Raw genomic sequence first — 20,159 nt, forward strand, 5'->3', positions numbered from 1 at the left:
ATGTGGAAGAGGCTTGGTGCCCTGCTGACGGTCGTCGGTACGGCCGTGCTGTTGCTGATCGGCGGCGCCGGTACGGCGGCCGCGCACGCGACGCTGGTCTCCACCGACCCGGCGAACAACGCGGTGGTGGCCACCGCGCCGGCCACCGTGACGCTGACCTTCAGCGAGGGCGTCTCGCTCTCCCCCGACTCGGTCCGGGTGCTCGGCCCCGACGGCACGTCGGTCGACTCCGGCGAGCCCGGTCACGTCGACGGCAAGGCCGCCACCGCGCGGGTCGCGCTCCGCAGCGGCCTCGCCAACGGCACCTACACGGTGGCCTGGCGGGCCGTCTCGGAGGACTCGCACCCGATCGGCGGCGCCTTCACCTTCTCGATCGGCGCCCCCTCCGCGACCACCGTCTCGGCCGCCGCCCTCCAGGACGTCGAGGCGGACGGCGTGGTCGCCTTCGCCTACGGCACCGGCCGGACGATCGCGTACGCCGCCTTCGCACTGCTGGCCGGGGCGGCCGCGTTCGTACTGGTCTGCTGGCCCGCCGGGGCGGCGGTCCGGTCGGTGCAGCGACTCCTGATGACCGGCTGGGTGGCGCTGCTGGTCTCCACCGTCGCGGTGCTGCTGCTGCGCGGCCCGTACGAGCGGGGCACCGGGATCGGGCAGGCGCTCGACCTCACGCTGGTGCGCAGCACCCTGGACGAACGGATCGGGACGGCGCTGTCGGTCCGGCTGCTGCTGCTGGCGGCGGCCGGGGTCTTCCTGTCGCTGCTGGTCGGGCAGTTGGGGCAGAGCAGGCCGGAGCCCACCCCGCAGACCGGCGAGGACGAAGCCGACGAGCCCGACGAGCTGCGGCAGTTGGAGCGGCGGGCGGCCGAACGGCCGCTCCGGGACGCCCGGTTGGGCCTCGGCGTGGCCGGCCTGGTGCTGGCCGTGGCACTCTCCGCCACCTGGGCCGGGGCGGACCACGCCTCGGTCGGCGAGCAGGTCTGGCTGGCCCTGCCGGCCGCGATGGTGCACCTGCTGGCGATGGCGCTCTGGCTGGGCGGGCTGACCACCCTGCTGCTGGCGCTGCGCAACGGGGTCGGGCTGCGGGCGGTCGAGCTGTTCTCCAAGCTGGCGTTCGGCGCGGTCGGGGTACTGGTGCTGACCGGCGTCTACCAGGCCTGGCGCGGACTGGGCAGCTGGGGCGCGCTGGTGGACACCGAGTACGGCCGGCTGCTGCTGATCAAGACCGGCGCCGTGGTCGCGATGGTGGGCGTCGCCTGGTTCTCCCGGGGCTGGGTGGCCCGGCTGCGCTCGGCCCCCGACGCGGCTCCGGCCGGGCCGGTGACGACCGAGGAGCCCGCGACCACGGGGCCCGTGCCTGACGGGGCCGACCCGGTGCGGGCCGCGCAGCTGGCCAGGCAGCAGGCGGCCCGGGCCGAGGCGACGGTACGTCAGGAGCGCGACGGCACGCCCGCCCGGGCGGGGCTGCGCCGGTCCGTCCTGGTCGAGGCCGCCGTCGCGGTGGTGATCCTGGTGGTCACCACGATGCTGACCAACACCCCGCCCGGCAAGGTGGCCGAGGCGGTCGCCGCCGCGCCGGGGAGCGGTGCCACCGCACCGGCGGCGGGCGCCGTCACGGTGCCGGGGAAGACCGTGGAGCTCAAGCTCCCGTACGACACCGGCGGCCGCACCCCGAACGCCAAGGGCACCGCCACCGTCGCCCTCAATCCGGCCGGCGTCGGGCTGAACGACGTGCGGCTCGCTCTGACCGACACCGCCGGGCAGCCGGTCGAGGTGCCCGAGGTGGAGGTCGCCTTCACGCTGCCGGACCGGGATCTCGGCCCGCTCCCGGTCACCCTCAAGGCCGAGGGTCCGGGCCGCTGGTCCGGTACCGGCCAACTCCCGCTCGCGGGCAACTGGGTGGTGTCGGTGACCGTCCGGTCCTCCGACATCGACCAGGTGACCGAGGTCAAACCGCTGAAGATCGGCTGACTCCGCATGACCCCCTCCTCCGGAGCTTTCCGACCCTCCCGCCGGGCCCTGCTCGGCAGCGCGGGGGCGGGCCTGGCCGTCGGGGTGGCCGGTGGCGCGCTGGGCCGCCAGGCCCTGGCCGCCCCCGGCTCCTCGGGCACCGGCGACGCGCTCGGCCGGGCGGCCGTCCCGTTCCACGGCCCTCGGCAGGCGGGCATCCTGCAACCCGCCCAGGCCCGGGTCCAGTTGGCCGCCTTCGACCTGGTCGACGGGGCCGGGCGGGACGGGCTGCGGAAGCTGCTGCAGCAGTGGTCGGCGACGGCCGCGAAGCTGGCCCGGGGCGAGGAGGCGCCGTCGGCGGAGAACCAGATCGCCCGGGACGCCGGGCCCTGCTCGCTGACCGTCACCTTCGGCTTCGGCGCCACGCTGTTCGACAAGGCCGGCCTGACGGACCGTCGCCCGGCCGCACTGACCCCCCTGCCGGACTTCCCCGGGGACGCCATCGACCGGGCCCGCAGCGACGGCGACCTCTGGGTGCAGATCGGCGCCGACGACGCCCTGGTGGTCTTCCACGCCCTGCGGGTGCTCCAGCGGCAGGCCGCCGGGCTGGCCACCCTGCGCTGGCAGATGGCCGGCTTCGGCCGGACCCCGGGCGCCACCGCGCACCCGATGACCGGCCGCAACCTGATGGGCCAGGTCGACGGCACCAACAACCCGAAGCCCGGCCAGGACGGCTTCGAGGAGAAGGTCTTCACCAGCGGAGCGGGCGACGGCTGGCCGGCCGACGGCACGTACGCGGTGGTTCGGCGGATCAGGATGCTGCTCGACAACTGGGAGAACCTGCCGACGGACCGTCAGGAGCGGGTGGTCGGCCGCCGCAAGTCGGACGGCGCCCCGCTCTCGGGCGGCACCGAGAGCACCCCGGTCGACCTGTCCGCCCGGACCTCGGACGGCACCCTGGCCGTCCCGGCCGACGCCCACGTCCGGGTGGCGGCACCGGCCTCGAACGGCGGGGCCACCATGCTGCGACGCGGGTTCTCGTACGCGGACGGGGTGACGGCGGACGGGTCGCCGGACGCGGGGCTGCTGTTCGTGGCCTTCCAGGCCGATCCGATGACGGGGTTCGTGCCGGTGCAACGGAAGCTGGCGCGGGGGGACGGGCTCTCCCGCTTCCTCCGGCACGAGGCCAGCGGGCTCTACGTGGTCCCGCCGGGGGCGCCCGAGGGTGGGTACGTCGGGCAGTTCCTGCTCGGATAGGCAGGCGCTCCGGGTCTACGGTCAGGGGCTCGGGGAACGGCGATGGTTCATGGCCGGCGGGTATCACTGCGAAGGTGCCTGACCGCCTACGCAACGGTGACCTCTTCCGAGGCCGGCGTCGCAGTTCCCCGAGCCCCTGGCGGTGCACCACGTGCGCCCGCGCGGCGGAGCCGCACAACAGCAGAGCCCCGAGCCCCTGGGTGGTGCGCCTCGTGCCCACGGGGCGGACGGCGGGGGTGGTGGGTCGGGGGAGTGACTAAGGTGGGTTGGTCGGGCAGCACCAGATGCATTTCGTACGGAGGCGGCATGTCGGCCACCCGCTACACCTACCTCGGCCCCGCCGGAACGTTCACGGAGGCGGCGCTGCGTACGCTGCCGGAGGCCGCGACCCGGGAGCTGGTGCCGCTGGCGTCGGTGCCGGCCGTGCTGGACGCGGTGCGGGCGGGCGAGGCGAGCGGCGCGTTCGTGCCGGTCGAGAACTCCGTCGAGGGTGCCGTCACCGCCACCAGTGACGAACTCGCCACCGGTACGGCCCTGATGATCTACCGTGAGGTGCTGCTGCCGATCTCGTTCGCGCTGCTGGTGCGGCCGGGGACGGCGCTGGACGACATCAAGACCGTCACCAGTCACCCGGTGGCCCAGCCGCAGGTGCGCCGCTGGCTCGCGGCGAACCTGCCGGACGCCCGCTGGGAGTCGGCCGCCTCGAACGCGGACGGCGCGCGGCTGGTGCAGGAGGGCCGGTTCGACGGGGCGTTCGCCGGGGAGTTCGCGGCGCCGATCTACAGTCTCGAGGCGCTGGTCACCGACATCCACGACGCGGCGAACGCGACCACCAGGTTCGTCCTGGTGGGGCGGCCGGGCCGGGTGTCCTCGCCGACCGGGGCGGACAAGACCTCGATGGTGGTCTGGCTGCCGGACGACCACCCGGGCGCGCTGCTGGAGCTGCTCCAGGAGTTCGCGGTGCGGGGGATCAACCTGATGCGGATCGAGTCCCGGCCGACCGGCGAGGGTCTCGGGAACTACTGCTTCCTGATCGACTGCGAGGGCCACCTGAGCGAGCGCCGGGTGAGCGAGGCGCTGATGGGGCTGCGACGGATCTGCCCGCAGGTGCGGTTCCTCGGCTCCTATCCCCGGGCGGACCGGGGACGGCCGACCGCGTTGCGGCCCGGCACCTCGGACCAGGATTTCAGCCTGGCCGCCGACTGGCTCTCCCGTGCTCTGGACGGGCGCGGCGAGGTCTGAGACCGCTCTGGTCGGAGTTGCTCCATTGCGATCATTTTCTGCCGGGAAATGTCAGTTTCCGACGCGCCGATAGCTTCACCCGGCCGGTCGATCGACCGTTCCCTACCGCCGCCCGCCGCACCCGTCGGCGGGCGGACGGCTTCGTCCACAGTCCCCAGATCCATCCACAGGCCGGGAACGGCCGAGTTATCCACAGTTATCCACAGGCTTGGGGACGAGTCGACAAACCGGCATATCCACTGGCCGGGGCGGTCAGATCATCCGCTTCTCGGCTAGACCCGACTAATCGGACCAGAGTCATCCTTCCACTGGCAAATCACCCGTCCGAGTGCGCGAATTCCCTCACCCGAGAGGAGGAATCGAGGTTTGAAACCCCAATTCCTTCGCAGATCACGGGAGCTGCCTGCACATCTCGGTCATCCACAGGCCCGCCGGCGAGCCTGTGGAAATCCGGCCCGGAGCGGGCTCTGCACAGCAGTTATCCACAGGTTGGCGGCAGTTATCCCCAGGCTCCGGGCCACATCCACACCCCGCTGACCTGCGTAGGGGTGGATGGCCGGGGGCAGGATGCCAGAGAAGCGGTCAGAAAGCGACATATCCGACGCGGAGTCGACACTCCGGCCCCTCCCGCCCCAGCGGCCCGAACCGCGACACCGAAACGGGTTCCGGTCCGGCAGCCCTGCCCCGGTAGGCTGGGCCCCGTGATTGACCTTCGCCTGCTCCGTGAGGACCCCGACCGAGTGCGCGCCTCGCAGCGTGCCCGTGGTGAGGACGTCGACCTGGTCGACGCCCTCCTCTCCGCCGACGAACGGCGCCGCTCCTCGGGCAGTCGCTTCGACGACCTGCGCAACGAGCAGAAGACGCTCGGCAAGCAGATCCCCAAGGCCCAGGGTGACGAGAAGAGCGCCCTGCTCAAGCGCACGGGCGAGCTGGCCGCCGAGGTCAAGGTCGCCGAGGCCGAGCAGCGCGAGGCCAACGAGGAGGCCGACCGGCTGATCCGTCAGCTGGCCAACCTCATCGACCCCGCCGCCCCGGTCGGTGGCGAGGAGGACTTCGTCACGCTGGAGGAGATCGGCACCCCGCGCGACTTCGCGGCCGAGGGCTTCGAGCCCAAGGACCACGTCGAGTTGGGCAAGGTGCTCGGCGCGATCGACACCGAGCGCGGCGCCAAGGTGGCCGGCTCGCGCTCCTACTACCTGACCGGCGTCGGCGCGCTGCTGGAGCTCGCCCTGGTCAACATGGCGGTGGCGCAGGCGGTCGAGGCCGGCTTCACCCCGATGATCACCCCGGCCCTGGTCCGCCCGGCGGCCATGGACGGCACCGGCTTCCTCGGCCAGGCGGCGGAGAACGTCTACTTCCTCGAGGAAGAGGACCGCTACCTGGTCGGCACCAGCGAGGTCCCGCTCGCCGCGTACCACATGGACGAGATCATCGACGAGGCCAAGCTGCCGCTGCGGTACGCCGGTTACTCGTCCTGCTTCCGGCGCGAGGCCGGCACCTACGGCAAGGACACCCGGGGCATCATCCGGGTGCACCAGTTCGAGAAGGTGGAGATGTTCGTCTTCACCACGCCCGAGGACGCCGAGGCCGAGCACCGCCGCCTGCTCCAGTGGGAGAAGGACTTCCTCAACGCGCTCGAACTCCCCTACCGGGTGATCGACGTCGCCTCCGGCGACCTCGGCTCCTCGGCGGTGCGGAAGTTCGACATCGAGGCCTGGATCCCGACCCAGGGCAAGTACCGCGAGGTCACCTCGACCTCGAACTGCACCGAGTTCCAGTCCCGCCGGCTCGCCATCCGGCTGCGCGAGGAGGGCGGCAAGGTCCGTCCGCTGGCCACCCTGAACGGCACCCTGGTCGCCGTCCCGCGCATGATCGTGGCGATCCTGGAGAACCACCAGCTGGCCGACGGTTCGGTCGCCGTACCGGAGGCGCTGCGGCCCTTCCTGGGCGGGCGAGCCGTCCTGGAACCGGTCAAGTGACCACCCTGCCCTACGGGTTGGTCGCCACTGACCTGGACGGGACGCTGCTGAACTCGGCGGAGACCGTCACCCCGCGTACCCGCGCCGCGCTGGCCACCGCCGTCGCGGCCGGGGCGCTGCACATCATCGTCACCGGCCGGTCCGCGGTCTGGGCCCGGCCGGTGTTCGACGAGATCGGCTACACCGGGCTCGCGGTCTGCGGGCAGGGCGCCCAGGTGTACGACGCCGGGGAGCACCGGCTGCTCACCTCGCTCACCCTGGACCGCCGGGCGGCCGCCGAGGCGGTCGCCAAGATCGAGGCCGAGATCGGCACGCTCGCGATCGCGGCCAACCAGGACGGGCTGGACGGCGAGGTGCTCTGCGGCCCCGGCTACCAGCTGGAGATCGGCACCGGGCTGCCGATCCGTCAGGTCGGCGTCGATGAACTGCTGGTGGCTCCGATCAGCAAGCTCTACGTCCAGCACCCGGGGCACGGCGACGACTCCCTGGCGGAGGTGGCCCAGCGGGTCGCCGGCGACCTGGTCGGCGTCACCATGGCCGGGGCCGGCATCGTGGAGCTGCTCCCGCTCGGCCTCACCAAGGCCACCGGCCTCGCGGTGGCGGCGCACCGGCTCGGCGTGAAGGGTTCCCGGACGATCGCGTTCGGGGACATGCCGAACGACGTGCCGATGTTCGGCTGGGCCGCGCACGGGGTGGCGATGGCCAACGCCCACGAGCAGCTGCTCGCGGTGGCGGACGAAGTGACCGTCAGCAACGACGAGGACGGCGTGGCCGTCGTGTTGGAGCGGCTCTTCTCGTAGGCCGGGCTGCACCTTTTGCAGGCGCTCAGATATCCACGGTCCAGGGGCTCGGGGAACTGCGAGGAGATCTGGCGCCGGGGTCACTGCGAAAGTGCCTGACCACCCACGCGACGATCACCTTGCAAGGGCCGGCGTCGCCCACGCGGCGGAGCCGCACATCAGCAGAGCCCCGAGCCCCTGACCGTAAATGCCGAGCCACCTGCCAACAGCAGGGCCCCGATCAGGCTAGCCTCCGGCGGGGCCGTAGGAGACGTCGTCGCAGGCGGCGGTGTCTGCGGGGCGGGCGGCTTGGGCGATGCTGCTGGGGATGGCGGTCGGGGTGGTGGCCGGGCTGGTGGTGCCGCCGTTGGCAGCGGCGTAGTCCTTGCCGAGGACCAGGTTGATGCCCGCCTTGGTGGAGGACTCCAGGGTGGCGCCGGGGAAGAGGGCCGCGACGGTCTGGGCGGACACCTTCTGGCCGGGGCCGTACTGGACCAGGGTGGTGGCGTGGGTCTGGGTGGAGGCGTTGCCGACCGTGCCGACGGTGAAGTTGGACTCCTTGAGGGCGTTCACCGCCCCGGTGGTGAGCCCGGCGGTGGTGGTGCCGTTGTAGACCGAGACCTTGATACCGGCGCCCTTGACGGCGGCCGGCGGTGCGGCCGGGGCCGAGCTGGCGGGTGCGGCCGGAGCCTGCGATGCGGGGGCCGCACCGGCGGCGTTGGCGTCCTGGCCGTCCAGCGTCTTGCCGGTCTTGAGCGCCTGCCAGAGCACGGCGGCCTCGGGCGTCAGGGCGACCCGGGCGCCTTCGAAGCGCCACGGGGCGGTGATGAACTGAATGTTGTGCAGGTCGATGTTCTTCATCGACAGCGCGAACGACAGCAACTTGGTGGGCGAGCCGAGGTCTTCGTCCACGATCAGCGACTTGGTGGCCGCGTCGGCCAGCGGGAGCAGGGTGGTGGCGTCCATGCCCTTGCCCTTGACGTCCTTGATCAGGGCGGACAGGAAGGCCTGCTGACGCTTCATCCGGCCGATGTCGGAGCCGTCTCCGACGCCGTGCCGGAGCCGCACGTAGTCGAGCGCCTTCTGACCGGAGACGGTCTGCTCGCCCTTGGGGAAGATCTGCTTGCCCTTGCGCGGGAGCTTGGGATTGAGGTCGTTCTCGTAGATGGCGTTCGGGAGACAGACGTTGACGCCGCCGATCGCGCTGGTCATCGAGGCGAAGCCCTGGAAGTTGACCACGATGGTGTGGTCGACCCGCAGGCCGGTGATCTTCTCCACGGTGTTCTGGGTGCAGGCCGGGTTGCCGACGTCGGTCTCACCGACCGAGAACGCGGAGTTGAACTGGATGCTCGTCTCCTCCTTGGTCCACTTCCCGTTCGGCAGCTTGCACTTGGGCCGGGGAGTCATCGCGTCGCGGGGGAAGGACACTCCGACCGCGTGCTTCCGGTCGGCGTAGACGTGCAGCAGGATCGTGGTGTCGGAGCGGGCGCCGCCGTCCTCGCCGCCACCCAGGTCGGCATTGCCGCCGGCCCGTGAGTCGGAGCCGATCAGCAGCACGTTGATCGGGGTGTTGCCGTTCGCGTCGGGGGCGGCGGCGTCGGGGCGGTCGGTGCTCAGGCCGTCCTTGTCGAAGGTGGTGATGTTGCCGCTGAACTTCAGGTAGAGCGCGCCGCCGGTCGCCACCACCAGACCGAGCGTCCCGGCCGTCACCCAGGCGACGACCTTCTTCCGGTTGCGCTTCTTCCCGCCCGGACCGGCCGGCCCGCCCCGGCCCTTGCCCTTGGCGGCGGCCCGGGCGGCGGCCCGCCCGCCGGGGCCTGCGGGCGGCGGCACCTCGGCCCTGGCCTGCTGCTGTTGCTGCGCCCGCCGGGCCTCGGCCCGGCCGCCCTGCTGGCCCGGTACGGCGGCCTGACGGGGCGTCGGCTGCGGCTGATGGCCCTGGTACTGCTGAGCGGGCTGCTGCTCCTGGTACGGGTCGCGATAGGGCGCGCCGTAGGAGACGTCGTCACGCCACCATTCGGCGTCGTGGTCCGAAGACCCCGGCCTCTGGCCAGACATACGCACACCTTCCACCAGCAGGCAGGAACAGGTCGGTCAGCACCGCTCCCGTGGGGCCTGTTGTCGGAAAGAACCGCATACAGCCCTTCGGAGCTTCTGCGGAGCATATAAAGGCAACATTGCGGAGTCACGGGCCGGGCTGCCCATTGGACGGACAGCCTCCGGATCAGTCCTCGAAGATCTCCTCGACGAACTCGTCCGCGAACTCCTCCAGCACCAGGCCGCCGACCGCACCGGCCGCCGCGCCGGCCACCAGGCCACCGCCGAAACCGTACCCGTCACCGCCGTGCCCGGACGGGGCGTTCGCCAGGGCGTGCCGGATCCAGCCGTCCACCACGGCGGTCAGGTCCTGACCGGCCGAGCTCCGGTCGAGCACGTGACGGTTGATCACATCGCTGCTCCGGCGGTCGAGTTCGAGCACCACCTCGACCCGGTCGGCGGCAGCCAGGAAGGTCAGCTCCAGCGCCTTGAACAGGTGCGCGTACTGCGGCCCGGCCAGGTACTCGATCTCCTGGTAGAACGGCAGGCTCTGCCCGGTGCCCCGGATCCGCCCATGCTCCAGGTCGGCACCGTGGAAGCGGAAGCCGAGCGCCGCGAACGCCTCCAGCACGCCGCGCTGGAGCGGCAGCGGCTCGATGCCGAGCGGGTCGACGTCACCCTTGTCCCGGGCGCCGCTGATCTCCACCTCGGTCCGGACGCCGAGCGACATGCCGTGCAGGTGCTGCCCGGCCACCGAGGTCACCGGCGTCTCGTACGGCGCCGGGACGGCGAACGGGATCGAGCACTGCTCACCGGCGGCCAAGGCCAGCGGCGGGCTGACCGAGTAGCGGGCGAACGAGGCCAGGCCGTCGCTCTCCCCCTCCGAGTGCTCGATCTCCACCCGGGCCACCAGGGTCAGCGTGATGCCGGAGATCTTCGCCTCCTGGGTGCCCCCCACCAGGTTGACCTGCCCCTGGATCAGTCCACCGGGCTGCACCGACGGCGTGGCCAGCACGGTGTCGACGGTGGGGCCGCCGACCCCGAGCGCACCGAGCAGCTTCTTGAACACCATGGGGCGGTACTCCAACTCCGGAAGAGGGAACGGCGAACGGAGAAACGCAGGCTACGGCCTCCCGGTTCCCGGTAGCCATGACATCGGGGTGCCGACCCCCACCCCCAGTTGTAGGATGACCGGACAAGCAGTTGTAGGATGACTGTCGTCCACCGCGAGAGGAGCCCCCGATGAGCAGCGACGGACTGCAGGCCGCCGGGCGTCGTTCCCTGGTGGACGAGACGATCGAGCAGTTGCGGGAGCAGCTGAGTGCCGGCAGCTGGCCGGTCGGGGGGAAGATCCCGACCGAGCACGAGCTGGCCGAGCGGCTCGGGGTGGGGCGCAACACCGTCCGGGAGGCGATCCGGGTGCTGGCGCACGCGGGGATGCTGGTCTCCCGGCAGGGTGAGGGCACCTTCGTCCGCAGCACCAGCGACCCGGCCTCGGTGCTGCGCGGTGTGCAGCGGTCGGGCGTCCGGGACGTCCTGGAGGTCCGGGCCGCGCTGGAGACCGAGGCGGCCCGGCTGGCCGCGCTCCGGCACACCCCCGAGGACATCGCCCGGATGCGGGCCGCGCTGGCCCGGGAGGCGGAGATCATCGCCGCCGAGCCCGACCGGACCGGGCGGGAGGCCACCGTCGAGCACGACCTGGAGTTCCACACCGCCGTGGTGGAGGCCGCGCACAACCCCGCGCTGACCGAGGTGTACCGCTATTTCGGTGCCTCGGTGCGCGAGTCGATGCGGGCCTCGTTCGGTGACCACGAGATGCCCGAGGTGGTGGTGGCCACCCACCAGGCCCTGGTCGACGCGATCGAGAGCGGCGACCCGGAGCTGGCCGAGGCGGCCTGTCGGTCCCTGCTGGCCGAGCCGATCGGCGCGGTCGAGCAGCTGCTGGCCGCCATCGCCGCGCGGAAGTGACGGCCGGGCGAACCCCGTAGCCCCCTGCCCAGTTCACCCCTGCCCGGAGAGAAAACAGCACCATGACGGTCACCCAGGCCCAGCCGGTCGCCGCACCGAAGGTCCGTACCCGTAGCACTCTCGCGCACCCCGCCCTGCTGCTGTTCGGCATCGTGCTGGTCGCCCTCAACATGCGGGCCTCGCTGGCCGCCGTCTCCCCGCTGCTCGGCGAGATCCAGCGCACCTTCGGCCTGTCCGCCACCGCGAGCGGCCTGATCACCACCGTGCCGGTGCTGTTCCAGGGCCTCGGCGCCCCGCTCACCCCCCGGCTGACCCGCCGGTTCGGCGCGGAGAAGGTGGTGCTCGGCGCGGTGCTCACCCTCGGCGCCGGCATCCTGCTCAGGGTGCTGCCCAACTCCTTCGCGCTGTACGCCGGTTGCATGGTGATCGGGGTCGCCATCGCGGTGCTGAACGTCTCGATGCCGGGCCTGGTCAAGCGCGAGTTCCCCGGCCGGGCGGCCGCGATGACCGGCGTCTACTCCACCTCGATGCTGATCGGCGCCACCCTGGCGGCGGCCGTCTCGGTGCCGCTGGAGAAGGTGTTCGGCGGCGGCTGGGAGGGTTCGCTCGGCGCCTGGTCGCTGCTCGCGCTGGTGGCGGCGGTGGCCTGGCTGCCGCAGGTGCTGAGGTCCCGTCAGGAACGGGCCGCGGTCGCGGCGGCACCGGTCGGGAAGCCGGTCGAGGGCGTCTGGAAGTCCGGCCTGGCCTGGCAGGTGAGCGCCTTCATGGGCATCTCCTCGCTGATGGTCTACACCCTGATCGCCTGGCTGCCCACCATCCTGGTCGACCACGGGATGGCCCGGGGCGAAGCCGGCCTGGTCTTCGCGTTCAGCAACCTGGTGCAGGTGGCCGGCGCCTTCCTGGTCCCGCTGATCGCCGGCCGGATGACCCGTCAGCGCGGCTTGGCCGTCGCGATGGCCGCCCTGAACGCGACCGGCGTGGTCGTCCTGCTGCTGGCGCCGGTCTCCGGCGCCTGGGTCTCCGCCACCGTGCTCGGCCTCGCCCAGGGCGGCTCGCTCGGACTGGCGCTGGCCTTCCTGGTGCTGCGGACCGACAGTGCGCTCGGCGCCGCCCAGCTCGGCGGCATGTCGCAGGCGGTCGGCTACCTGGTCGCCGCGGCCGGGCCGGTCGGTGCAGGTGCGTTGCACCAGCTCACCGGGGGCTGGGAGCTGCCGCTGGGGCTGCTTCTGGTGATGGCCGCACTGGCCGCCGCCGCGGGCTGGGGTGCGGGGCGCAACCTCGTCCTCCGCTAGCCCGCCTACGACGCCAGGGGCTCGGGGAACTGCGACGCCGGCCCTTGCAAGGTGATCGTCGCGTGGATGGTCAGGCACTTTCGCAGTGACCCCGGCGCCAGATCTCCTCGCCCGCGCGGCGAAGCCGCAAGTCAGCAGGGCCCCGAGCCCCTGGACAGTGCAACCGGGCGCCCTGCAAAAAGACGGAGCCCCCGGCAGGGCTATTCGTCGGAGGAGAGGGTGAGCCCCGCGAGTTTGACGGTGGCCAGGGCGGTGGCGGCGATGGCGACGACGACCAGGAGGGGGACCGCGACGCCGAGGGAGACCGGGGCGGTGATGGCGCCGTCGGTGGCGATGGTCTTGGCGATGCTCAGGCCCCACTGCTGGATGCTGAGGGTGCGGGCGCCCTCGACGAAGTTGCCGATCAGGCTCTCCCAGACCAGGGCGTAGACCAGGCCGACCACCACCGCGTTCCGGGTGACCACGCCGAGCAGCAGGAAGACCGCGCAGTACACGGCCCCGGCGACCATGGTGCCGACCGCGTAGGCGATCGCCAGGTTGTCCTGGGCGCCGACCAGGATGAACCCGGCCAGCAGGGTGGGGAGGGCGGCGAACAGCCAGGTGGTGCCGATCGCCACGGCCAGCTTGGTGGTGATGATCTTCCACCGGGGCAGTGGCTTGGCCAGCAGGTAGACGATCGAACCGTCGTCGATCTCGGTGGCGATCGCGCCCGCCCCGATCACCAGACCGATGATCGGCACCAGCGTGCCGAGCGAGAGCCGGCCGAGGATGTCGGGGGCCTGGGACTGCTTGTCGAGGTACCGGGTGATCAGGGAGACGACCAGCAGCAGGACCGGGGCGACCAGCAGCAGGAGGCCGCGGCGGCGGCCCAGCAGGCCGCGTACGGTCAGCCTGGCGACGGTCAGGTTCACGGGGTCAGCCTTTCGGAGCGACGGGCACGGGGCGTCAGGACGAGACGAGGTAGGAGAAGACGCTCTCCAGCGACTCGTCGGCCGGCGAGACGGTGTAGAGCCGGATGCCGGCGTCCTTGGCGACCTTCGGCAGCAGCGTGGTGAACTGCGGGAAGTTGATCGCCTGGACGCGCAGCGCCTTTTCGTGCCAGTCGAGTTCGATGGCGGCGGTGGAACTGTCCGCGATCAGCGCGGCGGCCAGCCTGCGGTCGTCGCTGGAGCGGACCAGGTAGCGGTGCGGCCGGTCGGTCATCAGCCGGCGGATCTTGCGGAAGTCGCCGGAGGCGGCGTGCCGTCCGGCCACCACCACCTCGATGTGCCGGGCCAGTTGCTCGACCTCCTCCAGGATGTGCGAGGAGAACAGCACGGTGCGGCCGTCGGCGCCGAACTGGCGGAGCAGCTCCATCAGCTGGAGCCGCTGACGCGGGTCCATGCCGTTGAACGGCTCGTCCAGCAGCAGCACCGCCGGGTCGTGGACCAGCGCGGAGGCCATCTTGACCCGCTGCTTCATACCCTTGGAGTACGTCCCGGTCTTCCGGTCCTGCGCGTACTCCATCTCGACCAGGCCGATGGCCCGCTTCGCGGCGGCGCCCGGGTCGGCCAGACCGTGCAGTTCGGCGTTGGCCAGCACGAACTCCCAGCCCGTCAGGTAGTCGTACATCGACTCCCGTTCGGGGACCAGGCCGATCTGCCGGTACACCTGCTGGTTGCGCCAGATCGGCGCGCCGTCCAGGGTGACCGATCCGGAGGACGGGGCCAGGAAGCCGCTCATCATGTGGATCAGGGTGGACTTGCCCGCGCCGTTGGGGCCGAGCAGCCCGGTGACGCCCGGGCCGATCTCCATGGTGACGTCGTTGACGGCGACCACGTTGCCGAACCAGCGGGAGACCTTGTCGATGGTGATGACTGCCATGACGACCTCTCAGATGTTCCGGTAGCGGCGCTGCAGCAGCCAGTACGAACCGCCGGTCAGCACGGCGGTCTCCAGCGCGAAGACGGCGATGCCGAGCCCGCCGGGGGCGTGCATCGAGCCACCCGTGGTGATCGAGAAGATCTCGTTGACCAGACCGTGGACGAGGGTGCTCGGCGAGAGCACGGCCGCCCAGTTGGCGGACTCCGGTGCGGGGCCGACCCCGGGGCTGCCGAGGCCGTACACGATGCCGACCAGCGGGATGCTGACGAACATCACGCCCATGATGGCCGCGACGCCGAAGCCCCGGCGCGGGGTGGCGGCGGCGATCAGCAGACCGATCGCGGAGTACAGCGCCGAGTAGATCAGCGCGGCGAACAGGCCCTGGGCGAAGTGCCCGGTGTTCTCACCGAACGGCAGGCCGGCCAGCAGCGCGCCCACGTACAGCAGCACCAGCGGCACGGTCATCAGTAGCATCAGCGCGGCGGCCATCGCGAGGAAGCGCGCCTGGACGTAGTCGCCCCGGGTGATCGGCCGGGAGAAGTACAGCGGGACGGTGTTGTGCCGGAGGTCGCGGGACATCAGCACCGGGGCCTGCGCGGCCAGGAAGAGCAGGACGAAGATCCCCATCACCGAGAGGGAGATGTAGTCCGCGTACCCCACCGCCAGCTTGTCCGACTTCGTGATGATCGCGACCGCCACGAAGATCAGCGCGGGCAGCGCCAGTGCGGCGGCCACCAGCATCGGCAGCACCTTGGACTTGCCGGAGCGGCCCAGGCCGTACGCGGCGCGCAGGCCCTGCACGAAGAGCGCGCCGGTGGCGTAGCCGCGACCGAGCCGGGGGCCCTGGTAGCTGCGGTAGCCGATGTTGTGGATGACCCCGCTGTCGGGCGCGGTGTCAGGAGGCAGCGACATCGGAGGGCCCTCCCGTCTCGGTGGCGAAGATCTCGGCGACCCGGTGGCGGCGCTGCTCGAGCCGGACCAGGCCGAGGCCGAGCTCGGCCACGGTGTCCCGGATGACGTCGTAGGTGTCGTCGTCCCTGAGCCGCACCAGCAGGATCTTGGTGCCGTCGGTGCGGACCGAGAGGCCGGCCCCGGTGAGCCGGGCCAGCACGGCCGCCTCGGCGTCGAAGCCGGGGTCGTCCGGACGGTCCGTCACCTCGACCGCGATCAGCTGGGTCACCTCGGTGAACGAGGCGGTGGAGGAGGACCGCAGCAGCCGGCCGCCGTCGATCACCACCAGGTGGTCGCAGGTCCGCTCCAGCTCGCCGAGCAGGTGGGTGGTGACCAGCACCGAGATGCCGAAGTCGGTGTACACCCGGCGGATCAGCGCCAGCATGTCGTCCCGGCCGACCGGGTCGAGGCCGTTGGTCGGCTCGTCCAGCAGGACCAGCTTCGGGTCGTGCACCAGCGCCTGGGCGAGCTTCACCCGCTGCTTCATGCCGGTCGAGTAGCCGCCCATCGGGCGGTACCGCTCCTCGTAGAGGCCGACGTGGCGCAGCGTGTCGGCGGTGCGCTCACGGGCGGCGGCGGCCGGCAGGCCGGACATCCGCGCCATGTGGACCACGAACTCGGTCGCCGAGACGTCGGGCGGCAGGCAGTCGTGCTCGGGCATGTAGCCGACCTGCTCGCGGATGGCCGAGCCCTCGGTGGCGATGTCCAGGCCGAGCACCTGGCCCGTCCCCGAGGTCGCCGGAGCCAGCCCGAGCAGGATCTTGATGAGTGTGGACTTGCCCGCCCCGTTCGCCCCTACCAGGCCGACCACACCGGGCTGCACCTCAACGGTGAGCTGGTCCAGCGCGGTGACCCGGGGGAACTTCTTGGTGAGGCCGTCCGTCTTGATGACAGTGGACACGACCCCAAACTACTGGGCGCCCGAGCCCGGCGGCATGAGCTGGGATGACGAGGCCGGGTAACCCTGCAGGATGACGCGCGTCGGCCCGACCCCTAGGGGTCGACAGGGGTCGGGCCGCTGAGCCACCGTCAGTCCAGCAGCTGGTTCTGCAGGATCGCCACCTGACGGAACGCCTGGACGGGCACGCCCTTCGGGTTGCTCAGCACCACCATGGCCACCACGTCGCCGTTCCGCAGGTAGGCGGCCCGGCCCACCGGCTCCTTCTCGGCACCCGCCGTCGTCCTGGTGAAGTCCACCGAGACCTTGCCCTCCAGCGAGGGGTCCAGCTTCAGGCCGGCGTACTCCAGACCGGCCGGCTCCTTGAGCTCGCCGTCGTTCATCTTCAGGCGGAACGCCTCCGCCTCGCTCTCGGAGCCGAACTTGAGCAGCCAGGTCTCGGCCCGGGTGCCGTCCGCCCCGGTCCAGACCCGCCGGACCGCGCCGCGGCAGGCGTTCTCGTCCAGCTGCTGCTGGATCTTGACCGGGTCCTTGTCCAGCTGGGCGTAGTCCTCGCAGGACTTCCACTCCGCCGGGGCGGCGGGCTGACCCGGCGCCGGGGCGGGCGAGACCGTCGCGCCGACCGGGGCCGGCAGCACCAGCAGCCGGAGGTCCGCGTGGTGACGGTGCTTCGCCTCGGTGGCACTCGGCGCGGGCTTGCCGGACGGGAGCGGCGGCAGCGCCAGGGGCTGGAACACGTACCGGCCGTCGTTCGGGGTCTTCAGGCCGGGCAGGTCGGTCCGCTCCACCGAGGTCATCGCGACCGCGGCGGCGGTGCCGGTGAGCACCACCACCAGTGCGGCGGCGGCCCAGCGCAGCTTGATCCGGCGCCGGGGGCGGCGGGCCCGCTCCTCGGCCACCACCTCGGCCGCCAACGCCCAGGCGTCGAACTCGACCGGGCCGGTAGCGGGAGCGGACTCGAGTGCCTCGGTTGCCGCAGGTGCCTCGGGTGCCGGCGTGGGCTCGGGTGCCGGCCCGGCCGCGGGCGGCGTGCTCGGCTGCGGCGGGACCGGGGTGGTGTTCTCGGTCTGATCGGTCATACGGACGCTCCCGGGCGGGCCAGTCGGTCGAGCTGCTGGCTGAAGAAGTTCACGGCCTTGTCCTTGGGCAGCGGGGCGACCCCCTCCACCTCCATCTCGACCCGGAGGTCACCCTCCGCCGCCGAGCAGACCAGGCGGTCGATCTTGTCGCCGGGGTCGGCGTACGGGAGGTAGCAGCTCGCCTGCTCGTGCCCCGGCGTCTTCGGCCCGAGCCGGAACAGCCCGGAGTCCGAGGCCAGCACGCTGTTCCAGGCGGCGTCGGCCTTGACCGCGTCCTGGTGGTACTGGAGCAGCCAGACGGTCACCGTGTAGTCGCCGGTCGGCGCGATGTAGGTGCGGACGCCGCCGCCCTTCAGCGGCGTGCTCTCCCACTCCTTGCGCAGCGCGTCCTGGAGCTTCTTCGGCAGGCCGCGGACCTGGTCCTCGATCCAGCCCTTGCGCTGGTCCTCGGTCAGTTCGGTGTCGTTGCCGTAGCTGCCCGCGTCGGGCCCCAGCCGGTACTGCTCCGGTATCGGGAGCAGCAGGTCCCGCATCGAACCGAAGTGCGTGCCGTTGGACTTGGCGCCGAACGAGGGCGTCGCGCTCGCGCTCGGCGTGGCCGAGGGAGCGGGCGCGGCCACCGGCGCGGTGTCCTCGTCCGCGTACTGCGTGCGCAGGATGCCGACGCCGACGCCGACCCCGAGCACGGCGGCCGCCAGCACGGCGGCCCCCGCCCGCAGGGCCGGGTGCAGCGGACGACGCGGTGCCGGCGGCTGCTCCGCCGGGGCGGCCGGCGACTGCCCGGGGTGCCCCTCCGCCTGGGCGGTCGGCGGCAGTTCGGGCTGCTGCCCGTCGGCCGGCGGGTTCTCGATGATGCTCATACCAGTCGCTCCCACTGCCGCTTGGCGACGTCCTTGAGCTCGTCCGCGTTCACCTGGGCGGGCGCGTACACGCTGATCCGCATCACCAGGTCGCCGCGTCGCGCCAACGCCTGCCCGAAGTAGTACTTCTCGGTGCTCTCCACGTAGGTGTGCGCCTCGGGCGGGGTCAGGTAGACACCACTGGCGGTACCGGGCAGCGGAGTGGTCGCCCCGTTGTCGTCCCGTTCGAGCGCCAGCTGACCGGCCGAACTCGCCTTGTCGGACTGGTACTGGATCAGCTCCACCCGCCAACGGGTCTCGCCCTTGCGCCAGGTGACGATCGCGTCGCGGCGGAAGCCCTCGCGGAGCATCCGGCGGAACACGTTGTCGGAGTTGCCGTACGACATCGCCCGCTCGCCGGCGCTGATCCAGCCGCTGTCGTCGCCGCGACCGTAGTTGTCCCAGTCCTCGGCGCCGTCGGGCTTGGTGATCAACAGCTTGCGCAGGTCACCGTCGATCTCCAGCGGCTTCAACGTCCCGTCGGCCACCGCCTTCTCGTCCGCCGGAGCGGTCGGGTACTGCGGCGCGGCGACGGGCAGCCCGGGCAGCGGGGTGGCCGGGCGGGCGGCCTGGACGGCGTAGCCGACCGACCCGCCCAGCAGCGGACCGACCAGCAGCGCGGCGAGCAGCAGCCTGCCGGTGCCCAGCGGGCGGCGCGGGGCGGCCGGGGGCTGCTCCTCGGTACCGGCCGCGAGCAGCTCGGCGCTGCCGAACTCGCCTGCCTGGTGCGGGATCTGCGCGGTTTCGGGCTCGGGAGCGGGCTCGGGCTCGGGTGCCGTCCCGGGCGCACGTACGGCCTCGGGCCCGCCGCCCGGGACGAGGTCCTGCACGGCGTCGGGCTCGGGGGAATTGTTCGACTCAGCCACCGGAGTTCAGCCTTTCCCGCTGACGCTTCATCGCATCCTGGAGCGGCGCCTTGTCGGGCGTCCCCTTCACCAGGACGGTGATCTCGTACTCGACGTCGCCCACGCTCGACACGCCGACCAGTCGTCCGGTCCACGCCTCCTGCTCGGGCTTCATCAGGACGCCCTTGCCCTTGGAGTCGCCGTCGATGTCGAACTCCTGGACGTCCTTGAAGCTCATGCCGTCGGCGAACCTGCGGGCGTCCGCGGCCGACTTGAACCGCAGCATCCGGACCTCGACCTCCTGCTGCCCGTCGGCGGTGCGGTAGCGGCGGGTCGCCCCCTCCTTGTAGCCGAGGTAGTTGAGGCTCTCCTCGCCGGCCGAGTCGCTCTCGAAGTCCTTCTTCACCTCGTCCCGCTCGACCTTGATGCCGTCGGCGGAGCCGTAGGACTCGGCGCCGGCGGGCATCGGGAGCAGGAAGAACCGCAGGTCGCCGCCGTGCGTACTGCCGTCCACGGTGCCGTGCAGGGTGCTCACCGGGGCCGGGGCCTGGGTGGGCGTCGGGGCCGGCACCGGGACGGGCGAAGGCGTCGCGCTCGGGCTGGGGCTCGCGCTCGCACTGGCCGTCGGCGCGGCGGCCACGACGTGCGGCTTCCGGTCCGGCTTGCCGATCGCCACCGTGACGGTGGCGCTGGCGGCGGTGACCGCGAGCAGCCCGGTGACCGTCAGCGCGACGACCACCGCACGCGGAAGCTTCCGGGCGGCCGGGGCGGCGGCGGGCTCGACCGACAGCTCGACCGACGGGTCACCCACCGGCTCCGGTACGGATTCTGGCACCGATTCGGGCGCGCTTATCGGCGCGCTCTCGGGCGCGTTCTCAGGCGCAGACAAGGGACTCCCCCGGAAAGGAAAACGGAACGTGCGCCGCTCCCTCGCCGGGCGCTCGATTCCGCCCCGCCAAAAGCCGACTGTCACGTGTGTCAGCAGAATTATGAGAGGCCATTGCCCCCACCACCAACACAGTTGTGCCAGACACTCCACCGCAATGCCCGACCAATCGGACACCTCGTGATCGAACCGCAACGGGCCCAGGCGGGCACCGCCCCCGTCGGCACCCGCCCGCTG

General features: G+C 72.0%; 17 protein-coding genes. 7 read left to right on the top strand and 10 right to left on the bottom strand.

Annotated elements, in window-relative coordinates:
• The 5 genes from OHV05_RS17655 to OHV05_RS17675 all read left to right on the top strand — a co-directional run bounded on the left by OHV05_RS17655 (nucleotide 1) and on the right by OHV05_RS17675 (nucleotide 7,225).
• Nucleotides 1-1,968 carry a FixH family protein gene (locus OHV05_RS17655; RefSeq protein ID WP_405018540.1) on the top strand — a complete coding sequence of 656 codons (1,968 nt, stop codon included), beginning with the start codon at nucleotides 1-3 and terminating at the stop codon, nucleotides 1,966-1,968.
• 6 nt (nucleotides 1,969-1,974) lie between these two features.
• The gene (efeB, locus tag OHV05_RS17660; protein ID WP_405018541.1) at nucleotides 1,975-3,204 is read left to right on the top strand and encodes an iron uptake transporter deferrochelatase/peroxidase subunit; all 1,230 of its coding nucleotides are present in this window, start codon (nucleotides 1,975-1,977) and stop codon (nucleotides 3,202-3,204) included.
• 306 nt (nucleotides 3,205-3,510) lie between these two features.
• Nucleotides 3,511-4,446, top strand: a complete 936-nt coding sequence (pheA, locus tag OHV05_RS17665; protein ID WP_403046506.1) for a prephenate dehydratase — start codon at nucleotides 3,511-3,513, stop codon at nucleotides 4,444-4,446.
• 701 nt (nucleotides 4,447-5,147) lie between these two features.
• Nucleotides 5,148-6,425 carry a serine--tRNA ligase gene (serS, locus tag OHV05_RS17670; protein ID WP_405018542.1) on the top strand — a complete coding sequence of 426 codons (1,278 nt, stop codon included), beginning with the start codon at nucleotides 5,148-5,150 and terminating at the stop codon, nucleotides 6,423-6,425.
• Complete coding sequence (locus OHV05_RS17675) at nucleotides 6,422-7,225, top strand: HAD family hydrolase (protein ID WP_405018543.1); 804 nt, start codon at nucleotides 6,422-6,424, stop codon at nucleotides 7,223-7,225. The genes serS and OHV05_RS17675 overlap by 4 nt, the downstream gene beginning before the upstream one ends.
• Nucleotides 7,226-7,450: 225 nt before the next feature.
• Here OHV05_RS17675 and OHV05_RS17680 read toward each other — a convergent pair whose 3' ends face one another.
• Together OHV05_RS17680 and OHV05_RS17685 are read right to left on the bottom strand one after the other, a co-directional pair.
• Nucleotides 7,451-9,262, bottom strand: a complete 1,812-nt coding sequence (locus tag OHV05_RS17680) for an LCP family protein (protein WP_405018544.1) — start codon at nucleotides 9,260-9,262, stop codon at nucleotides 7,451-7,453.
• 166 nt (nucleotides 9,263-9,428) lie between these two features.
• Nucleotides 9,429-10,313 (bottom strand): sporulation protein, encoded by an 885-nt coding sequence (locus OHV05_RS17685; protein WP_405018545.1) that lies wholly within the window; start codon nucleotides 10,311-10,313, stop codon nucleotides 9,429-9,431.
• A 170-nt stretch (nucleotides 10,314-10,483) separates the two neighbouring features.
• Between OHV05_RS17685 and OHV05_RS17690 the strand changes: the two genes are divergently transcribed.
• Together OHV05_RS17690 and OHV05_RS17695 are read left to right on the top strand one after the other, a co-directional pair.
• Nucleotides 10,484-11,209: a FadR/GntR family transcriptional regulator gene (locus OHV05_RS17690; RefSeq protein WP_405018546.1), complete on the top strand. Its 726-nt coding sequence runs from the start codon at nucleotides 10,484-10,486 to the stop codon at nucleotides 11,207-11,209.
• A gap of 62 nt (nucleotides 11,210-11,271) precedes the next feature.
• The gene (locus OHV05_RS17695) at nucleotides 11,272-12,501 is read left to right on the top strand and encodes a CynX/NimT family MFS transporter (protein WP_405018547.1); all 1,230 of its coding nucleotides are present in this window, start codon (nucleotides 11,272-11,274) and stop codon (nucleotides 12,499-12,501) included.
• A gap of 200 nt (nucleotides 12,502-12,701) precedes the next feature.
• Here the strand turns inward: OHV05_RS17695 and OHV05_RS17700 are convergent, their stop codons facing one another.
• The 8 genes from OHV05_RS17700 to OHV05_RS17735 form a co-directional block, all read right to left on the bottom strand.
• The gene (locus OHV05_RS17700) at nucleotides 12,702-13,412 is read right to left on the bottom strand and encodes an ABC transporter permease subunit (RefSeq protein WP_405018548.1); all 711 of its coding nucleotides are present in this window, start codon (nucleotides 13,410-13,412) and stop codon (nucleotides 12,702-12,704) included.
• A gap of 34 nt (nucleotides 13,413-13,446) precedes the next feature.
• A complete protein-coding gene (locus OHV05_RS17705; protein WP_405018549.1) occupies nucleotides 13,447-14,364 on the bottom strand; it encodes an ABC transporter ATP-binding protein in 918 nt (305 codons plus the stop codon).
• 9 nt (nucleotides 14,365-14,373) lie between these two features.
• A complete protein-coding gene (locus OHV05_RS17710) occupies nucleotides 14,374-15,276 on the bottom strand; it encodes an ABC transporter permease (protein ID WP_405018550.1) in 903 nt (300 codons plus the stop codon).
• The gene (locus tag OHV05_RS17715; protein WP_405018551.1) at nucleotides 15,260-16,216 is read right to left on the bottom strand and encodes an ABC transporter ATP-binding protein; all 957 of its coding nucleotides are present in this window, start codon (nucleotides 16,214-16,216) and stop codon (nucleotides 15,260-15,262) included. The genes OHV05_RS17710 and OHV05_RS17715 overlap by 17 nt, the downstream gene beginning before the upstream one ends.
• 128 nt (nucleotides 16,217-16,344) lie before the next feature.
• Nucleotides 16,345-17,292 (bottom strand): hypothetical protein, encoded by a 948-nt coding sequence (locus OHV05_RS17720; RefSeq protein WP_405018552.1) that lies wholly within the window; start codon nucleotides 17,290-17,292, stop codon nucleotides 16,345-16,347.
• Nucleotides 17,289-18,152 (bottom strand): hypothetical protein, encoded by an 864-nt coding sequence (locus tag OHV05_RS17725; RefSeq protein WP_405018553.1) that lies wholly within the window; start codon nucleotides 18,150-18,152, stop codon nucleotides 17,289-17,291. The genes OHV05_RS17720 and OHV05_RS17725 overlap by 4 nt, the downstream gene beginning before the upstream one ends.
• Nucleotides 18,149-19,057: a hypothetical protein gene (locus tag OHV05_RS17730; protein ID WP_405018554.1), complete on the bottom strand. Its 909-nt coding sequence runs from the start codon at nucleotides 19,055-19,057 to the stop codon at nucleotides 18,149-18,151. Before OHV05_RS17730 ends, OHV05_RS17725 begins: the two co-directional genes overlap by 4 nt.
• A complete protein-coding gene (locus OHV05_RS17735) occupies nucleotides 19,050-19,847 on the bottom strand; it encodes a hypothetical protein (protein WP_405018555.1) in 798 nt (265 codons plus the stop codon). The genes OHV05_RS17730 and OHV05_RS17735 overlap by 8 nt, the downstream gene beginning before the upstream one ends.
• Between the last annotated feature and the right edge of the window lie 312 nt (nucleotides 19,848-20,159).

It is taken from the genome of Kitasatospora sp. NBC_00070 (assembly GCF_045041205.1).
Classification (GTDB): Bacteria; Actinomycetota; Actinomycetes; order Streptomycetales; family Streptomycetaceae; genus Kitasatospora.